We start from the raw sequence: 14,745 nt of genomic DNA on the forward strand, positions 1-14,745 counted from the left end.
AGGAGGTCCGGAAGGCGGCTCACGGTTGCAGGCGCGCCCCTGCTGCGGGCCATCTTGCCGTCCCGCGCCCCGCGGCCGGGCGCGGGCCCCCTCCTCGACGGCGGCCCAACTCGCCCCGCACCGGCGAGGACGAGCCCTTAATTCCCGCCCTTCCGTGACATGTGGTTTCAACTCACCCCTGGCCTGCGGGTCACCGGCGGTGGGCCGAACGGGTGACAGGCGCAATCGACAGTGCGTAGTTGACTGATTACGCTCGGCGTTCATTCCTCCGTGCGCTCGGTCCGTGCGCCCCGACCTCGGGATGGTTATGCCCCGGTTCAGCGTCATCGTCCCCGCCCGCGGCGTCCAGGGCTTCCTGCGCGCCTGCCTGGACTCGGTACTGGAACAGTCCCACCGGGACGTGGAGCTGATCGCCGTCGACGACTGCTCGGCGGACGCCACCGGCGCCATCATCGACGAGTACGCGCGCCGCGACCCGCGTCTGACCGCCCTGCACCTGCGGCGCCCCAGCGGCGCGGGCCCGTCCCGCAACGCCGGTGCCGCGCTGGCCGCCGGCGACTACCTGCTCTTCCTGGACGGCGACGACACGCTGGCCCCCGGCGCGCTGGCCGCCGCGGACGCACGGCTGCGGGCGTGCGGCGAGCCGGACGTCCTGGTGTGGGACCACGAACGGATGGACGTCTGGGAGCGGCGGCGGCCCAGCGGCGACGGCGCCTTCCTGGCGGAGGCGGGCGACACGGTCTTCGACGCCGCACGGCGCCCCGGCGTGCTCGGCGTCGAGCCCGCCGCCTGGAACCGCGCGGTGCGCCGCGACCACTGGACCGGCCGGGGACTCACCTTCGCCGACGGCCCGTACGAGGACGTCCCGTACGCGTACGCGAGTCTGCTGACCGCCGCGCGTGTCGCGGCGCTGGACCGGGTGTGCGTCACCTGGCGCGAGCGGCGGCGGGGCAGCGCCGCCACCACTCCCGGGCGGCACCACTTCGTCGCCGTCGAGCGGTACGAGGAGCTGTTCGCCCGGCTGGAGGGCCTGCTGCCGGGCGGCGCGCACGGGCCGGGGGAGCAGGCCCCGGACGACGGCGGGCTGCCGCTGCTGACCGTGCTGCACACCGGGATGACCACACGGCTGCTGGCGATCCTCGACGACCCCGACCGCATCGTGCCCGCCGACCGCGCCGCGTTCTTCCGCGCCGCGAGCCGCTGCATCCGCAGGCACCGCCCGGACGGCGCGCCGCTGCCCGCCGCGCTGCGCTCGTACCGTGCCTACCGGTCGCTGCACGGCGCCCAGGTACTGCGGCGCGAGGTGGCCAGGGAACTGCGCGACCGCGGCGAGGCCGCCGCGCGCACGGCCTTCCGCAACTACTACGGCCTGCGGCTGCACGCCCCCCTCGACGCCGACCTCGTGCTCTACGGGGCCCGCGGCAACCGCGCGGTGACCGGCAACCCGTACGCCGTCGACCGCAAGGCCCGCGAGATCGCACCCCAGCTGCACGGCGTCTGGGCGGTCCACGCGGACGCGGTGGACGCCGTCCCGGCGGGCGCGGACCACGTCACGGTCGGCTCCCGCCGCTACTGGGAACTGCTGGCCCGCGCCACCTACCTGGTCACCGACGGCGACTTCCCCGGCGCGGCCGGGCGCCCGGGGCAGATCTGCCTCCAGACCCACCAGGGCACCCCGATCAAGGCGACGGGCCTGGACTCGCACCGCTACCCGGGCAACCCGGCAGGTCCGGGCCCCGGCCGCGTCCTGGAACACGCCGACCAGTGGGACTACTGCCTCTCCGCCAACCAGCACTCCAGCGAGATCTGGGAGCGGGCCCACCCCAGTTCGTACGAGACGCTGGCCACCGGCTTCCCCCGCAACGACCGGTACGCCACCGCCACCGCCGCCGACGTGCGCGCCGTGCGGGCCGCGCTCGGCGTCCGGACCGGCGCCACCGCCGTCCTGTACGCGCCCACCCACCGCGACCACCGGGGCGGCGCCGTCCCGCCGCTGGACGTGGCCCGCCTCGCGGCGGCGCTCGGCCCGCGCTTCCAGCTCCTGGTGCGCGCCCACCCGTACACCGCCCGCCCGCACCGGGGCGTGCCGGACCCGCGGACGGCCACCCTCCAGGAGGCGGGCGCGGTGCTGGACGTGTCCGGCCATCCGCACATCGAGGACCTGTGCCTGGCCGCCGACGCGCTGCTGTGCGACTTCTCCTCCGTGCTGTTCGACTACGCCAACCTGGACCGGCCGATTGTCGTGCACACCGCCGACTGGGACGCCTTCCGGCTCACCCGCGGCGTCTACGTCGACCTGCTGTCCGGGCGGCCCGGCGACACCCCGGGCGTCCTCGCGCAGGACGAGGCGGCCATCGCCGGGGCCTTCCACTCGGGGCGCTGGGACGGCCCGGCGGCGGCGTCGCTGCGGGCCGCCTTCCGGGACCGCTTCTGCCAGTACGACGACGGGCTGGCCGCGGAGCGGGTGGTGCGCCGGGTCCTCCTCGGCGAGGACGACCTGCTGCCTCTGCTGCCGCCCGGCGAACGCCGGGTCGCCCCGTCGCCCCGGGCCGCCGAACGGGCCGTGGACCGGCAGGACGGCGCCCGGCGCACTCTCACGGGCCCCGGCGCCGTCGTCGGATGACGGCCGGTGCGGCGGCCGCTCAGCGGGCCGCCGAGCGGCGGCGGGCGGCGACGACGGCCTTGGTGATGAACGGCGGCAGGACGTTCACCGCGAGGCGGCGGGCGGGGCTGCGGCGCGTGCGGGCGGCCGTGCGGGCGGCCGGACGGGACGCGGCGGTGCGCGCGGGCGCCTGCGCGCCGGAGGGCGCCGCGGGGGCCGTGGAGCCCGTGGAGGACTTCGGGGTGTCCTTGCGCGGGGCCGCCGTACGGTGGCGGGACACCGGGTGCGCGGGCTCCTTGGCGCTCTTGGCGCTCAGCCGTACCAGCGGCGCCCCGTTGACCTCCTGCACCTCGTGCCACACCCCTTCCCGGCCGGTCAGCCAGGCCAGCAGCGCCGCCTGTACGGGCGCGGGGTCGCCCCACGTGCCGTAGAACTTGGTCGGCGTGATGCAGATCGGGCGCAGCGCCTCGCCGGTGACCGCCTGCCAGGTGGCGGCGGCCACCCCGGGGCAGTGCTCGGCGCGGAAGTCGTCGAGGACGACGATGCCCTGGGGCGTGAGCAGGTCGCGCACCGCGACGATGTCGCCGTGCACGTGCTCGTACAGGTGCGAGGCGTCGATGTGCGCGAAGCGGCAGCTGCCCGGCTCGACGTGGTCGCCGACCACGGAGCTGAGCCCCTGCACGATCTCGGGCAGCTCGTCGTGGAAGGAGAGGTAGTTCGCCTCGAAGGCGCGGCGCGTCAGCGTGGCGTAGGACTTCGCCATCTCCTTGGAGTTGGAGGCGTCCTCGGCGGGCGAGTCGAACAGGTCGCAGACCGTGAAGCGGTCCCCGGGGCGCAGCCGCGCGCCCATGAAGATGGCGCTCTTGCCCATGTACGCGCCGAGTTCGAGCAGGTCGCCCGGCTCGGCCCGGTCCTCCTGGCGGGCCAGGAACCAGTCGAAGAGCAGCTGGTCGGCGGTGAAGAACCAGCCCTTGACGTCGGACAGCCGCCCGGGGCGCGGGAGGTGTCCGTCACTGAGGTCTGCGGTGCGGGCAGTCATGTGCGGTCCGTCTCCAGACGGTCGAGGGGATCGGGCCCGGCCGCGGGCCGGGCGGGGCTCGTGCGGCGCGCGCGGCGGCCTGCGCCGCGGCGGCCGTGTCCGTCGGCGGCGTGCCCGTCATCGTGGGGCAGCAACGTGAACGGAAAGTGGCGTACGGCACAGCGTTCCCTTACGCCGTCGCGCCGTTGCCGTACCCCGCCCGGAACCCGCGGCGGTCACTTCACCGCGCCCGCCATCACCCCGGAGACGAACTGCCGCTGGAAGGCGAAGAAGACGACCAGCGGAACGACCATCGACAGGAACGCGCCGGGTGCCAGCACGTCGATGTTGTTGCCGAACTGCCGCACCTCCTGCTGGAGCGCGACCGTGATCGGCGGGCTGCCGCTGTCCGCGAAGATCAGCGCCACCAGCAGGTCGTTCCACACCCACAGGAATTGGAAGATGCCCAGCGAGGCGATGGCGGGGCCGCCCAGCGGCAGCACCACCCGGGTGAACAGGCGCAGTTCGTTCGCGCCGTCCAGCCGGGCCGCCTCCAGCAGCTCGCGCGGGATCTCGGCGAAGAAGTTGCGCAGCAGGAACACCGCGAAGGGCAGGCCGAAGGCGGTGTGGAAGAGGATCACGCCGGGCGTCGTCTCGAAGAGCCCGACCGCGCCGAACAGCTTGGCGACGGGGATGAGCGCGACCTGCACGGGAACGACCAGCAGGCCGACGACGACCATGAACCACGCGTCGCGGCCGGGGAAGTCCATCCAGGCGAAGGCGTACCCGGCCAGCGCCCCGACGACGACCACCAGCAGCGTCGCCGGCACCGTGATCAGTGCGGTGGTCAGCAGCGAGTCCATCACCTTGGCGTTGTCCAGCAGATGGCCGTAGCTGGACCAGGTGAGCTGGGCGGGCTCGGCGAAGACCTGCCACCAGCCGGACTCCGCGAGGTCCTGCGGCGAGCGCAGCGAGGACACCAGCAGGCCGACGGTCGGCATCAGCCAGAACAGCCCGACCAGGATCAGCACGACCCGCAGGACCCCGCCGCCCGTGCGGGCCGCGATCCGCGCGGGCAGCGACTGCTTGGCCCGTACGATGCCGTCGGCGGTCGTCATCGCCCGCGCTCCTTCCGTAGGCGCCGGAGATTGACGTACATCACCGGCAGCACGAGCAGCAGCAGGAACACCGCGATGGCGCTGCCGATGCCCTGGTCCACATCCGTGCCGAAGGACGACTGGAAGAGCTGGAGCGCGAGCACGTTGGCGTCCTTGAGGCTGGAGCCCGGCGCGATGATGTAGACCAGGTCGAAGATCTTCAGCACGTTGATCATGAGGGTGACCAGCACGACGATCAGGACGGGCGCCAGCAGCGGCACCGTCACCCGGCGGAAGACCTGCCACTCGTTGGCGCCGTCCACCCGCGCCGCCTCCAGCAGTTCCCGCGGCATCCCCGCCAGGCCCGCCGCGATCAGCACCATCGCGAACCCGGCCCACATCCAGATGTACGCGCCGATGATGGCCGGGGTGACCAGGGCCGGGCCGAGCCAGTTCACGCCGTTGTACGCGGCGGCGAAGTTCGCCGCGGGAAGCCGCAGCAGCGCGCCGTCCGCCTGCGCGGCGGGCAGCGAGAACCGGCCGTCCGGGCCCGTCGTCGTGCTCGCCACCGTCCGGCCGTCCTTGACCGCCTCCACCGTCAGGCCGGGCAGCCCCTTCTCGGAGCGGTCGACGATGTCCGGGGTGCCGCCGCCACCGCGGGTGAAGTCCAGCCAGACGGTGCCGGTGACCCGGCCCGGCTCCGGCCGCGCGGCCGTCGCCGGGCGCGCCTCGCCCAGGTCGCCGGGCTGTACGGCGACCAGCGGCAGATGCGCCGGGTCGCCCGCGCGCACCGGCTTGTCCGTGGTGTACGCGCCGCCGGACGCGGTCAGACCGGCGTTCGGCCGGGGCTTGGCACCCGGGTACGGCGAGGGCTCCGCGAAGGTGTCGTGCACGCCGACCCACACGGCGTTGGCGACGCCGCGCTCCGGGTCCTGGTCGTACACCAGCCGGAAGATGATGCCCGCGGCCAGCATCGAGATCGCCATCGGCATGAAGACGACCAGCTTGAAGGCGGTGCCCCAGCGGACCCGCTCGGTGAGCACCGCGAAGATCAGGCCGAGGGCGGTGGTGACGGTGGGGGCCACCACGACCCAGATGACGTTGTTCTTCAGCGCGATGCGGATCCGCTCGTCGGTGAACAGCTCGCCGTAGTTGCCCAGGCCCACGAAACCGTCGCCGGACGCGTCGAACAGGCTCCGGTAGACCGAGAAGCCGATGGGGTAGACGACCAGCGCCCCGAGCAGGACGAAGGCGGGCAGCAGGAAGACGACGGCGACCCACAGGCGGGTGCCCGCCACACTCCTGCCCCGGCGCGGCCCGCCGGTACGCGGGCGGACCGGGCCGGCCGGCCCGCCCGCGGTCGCAGCGTTCATGGTGGTGTCCCCCGGTCGATGCGGTCAGCGGCGGTGCGCACCGTGGGTGCGCTGCTGCTGCGGCGGACCCGTGCGGGCCCGCCGCCGTACGGACCCTCCGGGTCAGCTGCCGTACGCCTTGGCGGCGTCCTGCTCCAGCTTCTTCTGGGTGCCCGCGATGTCCTTGGGGTTCTTGAGGAAGTCCTGGAGGTCCTTCCACTCGCCCTGGCCGGGCTTGCCGCCGAAGCTCGCCGGGGCCTGGTCGGACATGTCGAAGCGGAAGTCGTCGCCCGCCTTGATCAGCGCCTCGGCGATCTTGCGCATCGTGTCGTTGGCGTACGCGGCCTGGTCCAGCTCCTTGTTGGGGGAGATGAACCCGCCGGCCTGCGCCCAGATCTTCGCGGCGTCCGTGGAGGCGAGGAAGGTGAGCAGGGCCTGCGCGCCCTTGGTGTCCTTCAGGGCCACCGCCGCGTCGCCGCCGGTCACCACGGGCGACCTGGAGCCCACCGCGGGGAACGGGAAGACCTTGGCGTCCGTGCCGACCTCGGCCTTGGTCTGCGCGATGTTGGTGGCGGCGTAGTCGGCGGAGGAGACCATGGCGGCCTTCGGCTGGTCGCCGCTGAAGGTCTGGGTGACCGACGCCGGGAACTGGGTCTGGAGTGCGCCGCTGTTGCCGCCGGCCAGCATCCCCGTCGTGCCGAAGAGCCGGCTGAGCACGGTCAGCGCCTGGGTGACGGTCGGATCGGTCCACTTGATCTTGTGCTGGGCGAGCTGGTCGTACTTCGTCGGACCGGCCTGGGAGAGGTAGACGTTCTCGAACCAGTCGGTCAGCGTCCAGCCGTCCGCGCCGCCCACCGAGACCGGCGGCACCCCGGAGTCCGAGATGGTCTGCGCGGTCTTGAAAAACTCCGCCCAGTCCTTCGGCTCGGCCACTCCCGCGTCCTTGAAGACCTTGGTGTTGTACCAGACCAGCGACTTGTTGCTGGCCTTGTAGTACACGCCGTACTCGGTGCCGTCGTACGAGCCCAGCTGCCGCCAGCCCGGGGAGAAGTTCTTGGCGAGCTGCGCCTTGGCCTCGGGGCCGAGCGGCTTGAGCCAGCCCTTGCGGGCGAACTCCCGCAACACGCCGACCTGCGGCGGGAACGCCACGTCCGGCTGCCCGCCGCCGGCCACCTTCGAGCCGATGAACCCGGCCATGTCGTCGCCGCTGGGGATGTAGTCGACGGTCGCGCCGGTGCGCTTTTCGAACTCCTCCAGCACCTTCAGGAAGCTGGCCCGCTCCGGGCCGGTCCACACCGCCGAGACCTGGAGCTTCTGGCCGTCCAGCTTGGGCAGCTGGACGGAGACGCCGCCGCTGCTGCTGCCCTTGCCGCCGCCCTCGCTCTTGTCGCCGTCGCCGCCGCTGCCGCCGCAGGCGGTCAGCGTCAGGGCGCCCGCCGCGGCAAGTGCCAGGGCGGCGCGGGTGGTTGCGGTGGCGCGCGCGCCGGCGCGCCGTGTGCGTGAAGTGCCCATCCCCGTAAGCCCCTCCCGTGCGGTGCACCGAGTGCCGTGGGGCGGACCGCGCCGTGCGACGGTCCCACCGCGGACAGGTCTACGCCCGGATCACCGGCCCCGCAATACCGCCTCCCGCGTCAACTGGCCTTTCGTGACCGGCCCGTTACCCCTCGCGTACACCTCGCGGCCGCGCTTCGCGGGGCGCGCCGGGGGCGCTCGTACGGCGGGTGGCGCCGGGGTCAGAGCAGCGGCGGGGCGGCGGGCGCGCCGGACGACTGGGCGGCCCGCTGCAGGGCGCTGGCCAGCAGCGCCAGGTCGGTCGGCCCGTTGCCCAGCTCCCGCAGCGGGCGGCGGGCCGGCGGGTCGCCCATCCGCTCCCACTCCAGCGGTACGACCGTGGGGCGGAGCGTGGACGTACGGGGTATCCGGCCGGTCACCCGGCCGGCCTGGAACGGCGTGACACCGGCGTCCGCCGCGCGGTGCAGCCGCCCGCGTCCCGGCGGCACCGGCTCGGCCGCGTCCGCCGCGGGACCCAGCTCCACGCGCAGTCCGGCCGCCCGGTCCGTGGCCGTCTCGGCCGTACGGTCCGGATGGCCGGTGGCCGCTATCAGATGCACGCCGAGCGCCGCGCCGTCCCGCGCCACCGCCTCCAGCGCGCGCACCACCGAACCGGCAGCGGGGCGGCCCGTGCTGCCGAGGGCCGGGGCGACCAGCGCGTCGAAGTCGTCGACCAGCACGAACAGCCGGGACAGCGGCGCGGCCTGCGGTGCCTGCCCGTCGGGGGCGGGCCCGGGAGCGCTGCGCGCCCGCAGCCGCAGGGTGCCCGTCGACGAGGAGTCCTGCTCGGCGGCGGAGCCGGGCAGGTTCTCGGACGGGCGCCGGGGCGCCGGGGTGCGCGGCGCGGGGAGGTGCTTGGCCCGCCACTCGGCGAAGTCCGTACCGGCCAGGGTCTCGGCGCGCCGCTTCAGCTCGGAGCTGAGCGCCTGCGCGAACTGCCGCATCCGCACCGGGTCGGAGGCCGTCAGATGGGTGGTCACGTGCGGCAGGTCCGTGCACAGCCGCAGGCCCTCGCCGCGCTCCGGGCCCGCGCCGTCCACCAGGACGAGGGAGAGCAGGTCGGGCCGGTCGGCGGCGGCGAGCGAGGCGGCCAGCGAGCGCAGCAGCTCCGTCTTGCCGCTGCCCGGACCGCCGGTCACCAGCAGATGGCAGCTGTCGGCGGCCAGGTCGGCGCAGAGCGGCCCGTGCGGGCCCGCGCCCAGCACGGCGGCGGCGCCCGCCCGGCCGGGGTCCGAGGCGGCGGCCCAGCGCGCCATCAGCGAGGCCGGGGTGGCGCGCGCCAGGCCCAGCTCGTCCAGCAGCCGGGAGGTGTCCGGCAGCGGCACGGCCGCGCTGCGCGCCGGGCGCCCGCCGAGACCGTCGCCCGTGTCCGCCTCCCGCAGCGGCGCGAGAGCGCGCGCGAACCGCTCGGACCAGGCACCGGAGACCGCGTCGACCGCGGCGACCGTGCCGTTCGGGCCGGTGCCGGGCTGGACGACGCGCAGCGCCGTGGCGACGTCGCCGCTCAGCACGGCGACCGCGCCGCACTCGCCGAACGCGGGCGACGCCGCGCGGGCGGCCTCGTACGTCGCGGCGAGCGGGAAGGCCGGGGTGGCGGCGGGCGTCTCGGCCAGGCACAGCACATGGATGCCGGCCGCCGGGCCGCTCGCGGCGAGCCGGGCCGTCGTCTCGCGCAGCGCGGACGAACCGGGGTCGCCGTCCACGATCAGGAGGGTGTACGGGCCGTTGTAGCGCGCGGCGGCGGAGGCGACGGCGGGCCGGTCGGCACCGGCCCAGTGCGGGCCCAGCGGGCCGTCGTCGAGGCGGCGCGCCAGCTCGGCCGTACGGGCCGCTGCCTGCTCCTTCTCGTAGGCGAGCAGCAGGCGGCAGTCCTGGGCGTGGGCCGGGCGCACCTGGGGGAGCCAGCCGAGCCAGGACCAGTCGGCCAGCCGGTCCTCCAGGGAGCGGGCGCGGTCCGTGCTGACCAGCACGATTTCGAGGGTGGCGGGGGAGTGCAGGGCGGCGAGCTGCGCCACGGTGGCGCGCGCGAGGCCGCCGAGCCGGGCGCGCGGCCCGGCGAGCCCCAGGGCACCCGCCTTGCGCAGCTCCACGGTCACCGGCGCGGCGGACCGGCCGCCGTCCTGCGCGGCCGTGCCGAGCCGGACGGTGAGCGCGTCCGGGTGGTCGGGGCCGCGCTCCCAGAGCCGGGGCCCGGGGCCGAGCGCGGTCAGCAGCACCGACGCCGGGTCGGGCCACCGCTCGTCGGCGGCCGCGGGGCTCAGCCGCTCACCGGCGGGCTCGTCCGCCGGTGCCTGCGACTGCCGCTGCTGTTCCTGCCACACGGTCGGCGCGGGGGCGGGCGCGGACCCGGAGCGCTCGGCGGCGGGCCGGGCGCCGGTCAGCCGGCGGGCCCAGGCGCCGAGCCCGCCCCGGCGCGCGGCCTTGCCGGACGCGCCGGGCAGGTCCTGGTCGCCGGGCGCGCCTTGGTCGTCGGGGAGGTCCTCGGCGGGGGCGAGGTCCTGCCCGCCGCCGTGGGTCTGCTCCGGGCCGTACGGCTCGTAGCGCTCCTGGGGGCTGCCCGGGTACGGGGTGCCGCGCAGCGGGGTGCCGCGGCGCCCCGGGCTGTCGTACGCGGCGGGCAGCTCCTCCTGCGAGCGCGCGCCGCCGTACGAGGACGGGGTGTACGGGCCCGTGACGTGGGCCGTGACGCCCTGGACGGCCGGGGGAGCGGCGGGGGAGCCCTGGTGCGGCACTTCGGGCCGCCGGGTGTCCCGGTCGTGCGCGGCGGAGCGGGCGCCGGGGACGGCCGGAGCGCCGGAGCGCACGCCGCCGCCGACTGCCGGGGCGGCGGCGTCCTGCTGGGAGACGCGCAACTGGCCCTCGCCGTCGGGGGCGCAGACCAGGGCCGGGTCGGGCCCGGCGGGCGCGGCCTGGAGGCGCAGCACGGACTCGCCGATGCGCAGCAGCGCGCCGGGCGCCAGCGGCACCGGACGCTCGCCGATCTCCGTGCCGCCGACGGCCGTCCCGTTGGTCGAGTGCAGGTCGGCGACGCGCACCGAGCCGTCCGGCTCGACCGTGACCGCGCAGTGCAGCCGGGAGACGTCCGGGTCGTCGAGGGGCACGTCGGCCTCGGCGGAGCGGCCGACGCGGATCGCGCCGCCCTGGCCGCCGTGCAGGAGGTGCACCCCGCCGGCGTCCGGCCCGGAGACGACGCGCAGCCGGGGCGCGCCGTGCGGCAGGCCGTGCGCGGGGGCGGGGCCGGGGGCGCCGAGGGAGAGCACCGCGCCGTCGATCAGCGGGGGTTCGCCGACCGCCGCGCGCTGCGGGTCCAGCCGGTCGCCGCCCGCGTACAGCACGACGGGGCCGCCGGAGCCGCCCGTGCCGCCACCGCCCTTGCCGGTGCTGCCGCTGCCGCTGCTGCCGATGTCCGCGCCGGACCCGGCCACGGCGGCCGCGAGGCCGCCCGCGACCGTGGCGAGCGCCGTCCCGGCGGGGGCCGTGACGAGGACGTCGCAGGCCCGCGTGGGGTGGCCGCTGCGCGGCCCGAGGACGGTCAGCCGGATCTGCATCGCCGTCAGCGGTCCCTTCCGCCCGGACCGTTCGGCAGGGGGCCCGTGGCCTCCCCCGCCGCGCCCGGACACTCGGCACGTACAAGTCCCTGGGCGCGGGGATCGTGCTCCCGCGCCGCACGCGCGCGACGGAGGCCCCGCACCCCCACCGCTTCCGTGCTGGGTGCATCCTCGCACCTGCGACTGACAACACGCCCGCCGACCATCACTCAGTGATCTTGATTGGTCGTCTCCGGACGTAAAACCGCCTGATCGGATACTGCGAACGGCCTGTTTTCGATCATCGGCGGTCGCTGTTCGGCCTGACGTGGACACCGATTCGCGGTCCGCCCGCAACCATCTGTCCTGAATGCGCGTCTTTCCCCGAAGCCCCGCCAGATCGTCCCGCCGTACGGCCCGTACGGCGGCACTACAGTGGGGCGACGGGCCGCTGCGACCCACCGGCCCGGCAAGGATCGATCACGACCAGGGAGCGCACGTGCGGCCGGTAGGCAGCAAGTACCTGCTTGAGGAGCCGCTGGGACGCGGCGCCACGGGCACCGTCTGGCGTGCCCGCCAGAGGGAGACGGCGGGCGCCGAGGCCGCGGTGGCCGGGGAGCCCGGCGAAACGGTCGCGATCAAGGTCCTCAAGGAGGAGCTGGCGCACGACGCGGACGTCGTCATGCGCTTCCTGCGGGAGCGCTCCGTCCTGCTGCGGCTCACCCACCCGAACATCGTCCGCACCCGCGACCTGGTCGTCGAAGGCGACCTGCTCGCCCTGGTCATGGACCTCGTCGACGGCCCCGACCTGCACCGCTACCTGCGGGACAACGGTCCGTTCAGCCCCGTCGCGGCGTCCCTGCTCACCGCCCAGATCGCCGACGCGCTCGCCGCCAGCCACGCCGACGGCGTCGTGCACCGCGACCTGAAGCCCGCCAACGTCCTCCTCGCCGGCACCGGCGACGACGACACGGCCGAGCTCCACCCGATGCTCACCGACTTCGGCATCGCGCGCCTGGCGGACTCGCCCGGCCTGACCCGCACCCACGAATTCGTCGGCACCCCCGCCTACGTGGCGCCGGAGTCCGCCGAGGGCCGCCCGCAGACCTCCGCCGTGGACATCTACGGCGCCGGCATCCTGCTGTACGAGCTGGTCACCGGCCGGCCGCCGTTCGGCGGCGCCAGCGCCCTCGAAGTGCTGCACCGCCACCTCAGCGAGGAGCCGCGCCGCCCGTCCACCGTCCCCGAGCCGCTGTGGACGGTCATAGAGCGCTGTCTGCGCAAGGAGCCCGACGAGCGGCCCAGCGCCGAGAACCTGGCCCGCGCGCTGCGCACCGTCGCCGCGGGCGTCGGCGTGCACGCGAGCGCGGCGCAGGCCGAGGCCGCGCTCGGCGTCGCCGCCCTGCTCGCGCCGGACCCGTCCCCCGCCACGGTGCCCGGCACCGGCACCGGCGGTACGGGCGACGCCGACCCCACCCAGGTGCTGCCGTCGACCGCCGGTTCGTACGACCCGGCCGCGGCGACCAGCGTGCTGCCGTCCACCGGCGGCCAGGGCGGCGCCGACCCGACCCGCGCCATGCCTCCCGTACCGCCGGGCCCGCCGGGCGGCGAGCCCGAGGGCCCGCATCCGTGGGAGTCCCAGATGCGGGCCGCCCGCGACCGCAACGAGCAGACGCAGTACCTGGACCCCGGCGAGGACCCGCTGCGCCGCCGCCCGCAGCGGCAGCCCCAGCAGGGCCCGCCGCAGTACCAGCCGCCGCAGTACCAGCAGCAGCCGCCACCGCAGTATCAGCAGCAGGCGCCGCCCCAGTACCAGCAGCAGGCCCCCGCCCCCTACCAGCAGCAGGCGCCCGCCCCGTACCAGCCGCCGCAGCACCAGCCCCAGCAGGCGCCGCGCCGGCAGCAGCCGCCGCCCCAGCGCCACGAGCCCGAGCCGCCGCCGGAGCGGGAGGCCCGGCCGCGCCGCGAGCCCCGGCAGCGCAGCGCCAACCCGATGCGCATCCCGGGTCTGGGCTGCCTCAAGGGCTGCCTGTTCGTGCTGGTGATCCTGTTCGTCGGCGGCTGGGCGGTCTGGGAGTTCTCCCCGCTCCAGGAGTGGATCGGTACGGGCAAGGGCTACTTCGAACAGATCGGCGATGTCATCGGCAGCGTCCGGGACTTCTTCAACGACGTCGGCAACTGGTTCAAGTGACGGCCGGTCCGCGGGGCGCCCGTGTGGCGCGCCCGCGGCCGGCGCGGTGACCAAGGGGATTTGTCGACTTCCAGAGGGCGATTTCCCCCACAGAAGTGCAACCTGTGCCCATCCTGGGCACGGAACCCCCTGGCACCCGCGTAGCTTTGACGCCACCTTCAGCCCCCTGAGGACGCTCAGCGGGCCCGACACGTCGGAGCAGTCTTGGCACGGAAGATCGGCAGCCGGTACACCGCCCACCAGATCCTTGGCCGCGGCAGTGCCGGCACGGTATGGCTCGGCGACGGACCCGAGGGGGCCGTCGCCATCAAGCTGCTGCGCGAGGACCTGGCCGCCGACCAGGAACTGGTCGGCCGCTTCGTCCAGGAGCGCGCGGCCCTGCTCGGCCTGGACCACCCGCGCGTCGTCGGCGTGCGCGACCTGGTCGTCGACGGCAACGACCTCGCCCTGGTCATGAACCTCGTACGGGGCACCGACCTGCGCACCCGCCTGGAGCGGGAGCGCAGGCTCGCCCCGGAGGCGGCCGTCGCCATCGCCGCCGACGTGGCCGACGGCCTCGCCGCCGCCCACAAGGCCGGCGTCGTGCACCGCGACGTCAAGCCCGAGAACGTCCTGCTGGACATGCAGGGACCGCTCGGCCCCGGCGGCGCCCACCCCGCGCTGCTCACCGACTTCGGCATCGCCCGCCTCGTCGACTCGCCGCGGTACACACGCGCCACCAAGGTGATCGGCACGCCCGACTACCTCGCGCCCGAGATCATCGAGGGCCTGCCGCCGCGCGCGTCCGTCGACGTGTACGCGCTCGCCACGGTGCTGTACGAGATGCTCGCCGGCTTCACCCCGTTCGGCGGCGGCCACCCCGGCGCGGTGCTGCGCCGCCACGTCACCGAGGCCGTGGCACCGCTGCCCGGCATCCCGGACGAACTGTGGCAGCTGCTCCTGCAGTGCCTGGCCAAGGCGCCCGCCTCCCGGCTGCGCGCCCCCGAACTCGCCGCCCGGCTGCGCGAGATCCTGCCGGGCGTGGCGGGCCACCCGCCGCTGGACATCGACGAGCCCGACGGCGACCAGGACGCCGAGGAGCCCGCGGAGCCCGCCTCCGGCCCGTACGCGTCCCGGGCCGCCGGGTCCGGCCCGGGGCAGCACGACGAAGCCCTCTACCCGCCGGTCGCGCCGGGCGGCTCCCGCCCGCGCGGCGCCGTACCGCTCGTCCACGGCCCGGCCGCCCCCGACTCCAACCGCGAGACCCACACGAGCATGCGCGTCCCGGGCCCGGACGAGCTGGCGGGCGGCGCCCACGGCACGGCCCGCGCCCCGCGCGCCGCGGGCGAGCGCCGGGCCGGCTCGGCCCGGCACCGCGAGGCGGTGCGCCGCCGCCGGGTGAAACTGGGGCTGGCCGCCGCGGCGGTG

8 protein-coding genes are annotated in these 14,745 nt (G+C 75.7%); 3 read left to right on the forward strand and 5 right to left on the reverse strand.

Annotated features, from left to right (window positions below; genetic code table 11):
- Window positions 1-307: 307 nt before the first annotated feature.
- Entirely contained in the window at window positions 308-2,623 is a 2,316-nt protein-coding gene (locus A6A06_RS11380; protein ID WP_079193951.1) for a bifunctional glycosyltransferase/CDP-glycerol:glycerophosphate glycerophosphotransferase, read from the forward strand.
- 19 nt (window positions 2,624-2,642) lie between these two features.
- On the opposite strand, the gene A6A06_RS11385 is transcribed toward A6A06_RS11380, so the two are convergent.
- The 5 genes from A6A06_RS11385 to A6A06_RS11405 form a co-directional block, all read right to left on the reverse strand.
- Window positions 2,643-3,641, reverse strand: a complete 999-nt coding sequence (locus A6A06_RS11385; RefSeq protein WP_073761102.1) for a class I SAM-dependent methyltransferase — start codon at window positions 3,639-3,641, stop codon at window positions 2,643-2,645.
- Window positions 3,642-3,856: 215 nt separating this feature from the next.
- Window positions 3,857-4,738, reverse strand: a complete 882-nt coding sequence (locus A6A06_RS11390) for a carbohydrate ABC transporter permease (protein ID WP_073761103.1) — start codon at window positions 4,736-4,738, stop codon at window positions 3,857-3,859.
- Entirely contained in the window at window positions 4,735-6,090 is a 1,356-nt protein-coding gene (locus tag A6A06_RS11395; protein WP_073761104.1) for a carbohydrate ABC transporter permease, read from the reverse strand. The genes A6A06_RS11390 and A6A06_RS11395 overlap by 4 nt, the downstream gene beginning before the upstream one ends.
- Window positions 6,091-6,192: 102 nt before the next feature.
- Window positions 6,193-7,581, reverse strand: a complete 1,389-nt coding sequence (locus A6A06_RS11400) for an ABC transporter substrate-binding protein (RefSeq protein WP_073761105.1) — start codon at window positions 7,579-7,581, stop codon at window positions 6,193-6,195.
- A 221-nt stretch (window positions 7,582-7,802) separates the two neighbouring features.
- A complete protein-coding gene (locus A6A06_RS11405) occupies window positions 7,803-11,168 on the reverse strand; it encodes an FtsK/SpoIIIE domain-containing protein (protein ID WP_073761106.1) in 3,366 nt (1,121 codons plus the stop codon).
- Window positions 11,169-11,646: 478 nt separating this feature from the next.
- Between A6A06_RS11405 and A6A06_RS11410 the strand changes: the two genes are divergently transcribed.
- Both A6A06_RS11410 and A6A06_RS11415 read left to right on the forward strand, forming a co-directional pair.
- Window positions 11,647-13,338 (forward strand): serine/threonine-protein kinase, encoded by a 1,692-nt coding sequence (locus tag A6A06_RS11410; RefSeq protein WP_073761107.1) that lies wholly within the window; start codon window positions 11,647-11,649, stop codon window positions 13,336-13,338.
- Window positions 13,339-13,542: 204 nt separating this feature from the next.
- Window positions 13,543-14,745 (forward strand): serine/threonine-protein kinase (locus tag A6A06_RS11415; protein WP_073761108.1); only part of this gene is annotated, 1,203 nt, incomplete at its 3' end.

The sequence above is a fragment of the Streptomyces sp. CB02923 genome (assembly GCF_001905005.1).
Classification (GTDB): Bacteria; Actinomycetota; Actinomycetes; order Streptomycetales; family Streptomycetaceae; genus Streptomyces.

Excerpts from the sequence above, each read along its gene's own strand:
- A6A06_RS11390 (WP_073761103.1), bottom strand. The coding sequence starts at position 4,738 with ATGACGACCGCCGACGGCATCGTACGGGCCAAGCAGTCGCTGCCCGCG.
- A6A06_RS11400 (WP_073761105.1), bottom strand. The coding sequence starts at position 7,581 with ATGGGCACTTCACGCACACGGCGCGCCGGCGCGCGCGCCACCGCAACC.
- A6A06_RS11385 (WP_073761102.1), bottom strand. The coding sequence starts at position 3,641 with ATGACTGCCCGCACCGCAGACCTCAGTGACGGACACCTCCCGCGCCCC.
- A6A06_RS11380 (WP_079193951.1), top strand. The coding sequence starts at position 308 with ATGCCCCGGTTCAGCGTCATCGTCCCCGCCCGCGGCGTCCAGGGCTTC.
- A6A06_RS11395 (WP_073761104.1), bottom strand. The coding sequence starts at position 6,090 with ATGAACGCTGCGACCGCGGGCGGGCCGGCCGGCCCGGTCCGCCCGCGT.
- A6A06_RS11405 (WP_073761106.1), bottom strand. The coding sequence starts at position 11,168 with ATGCAGATCCGGCTGACCGTCCTCGGGCCGCGCAGCGGCCACCCCACG.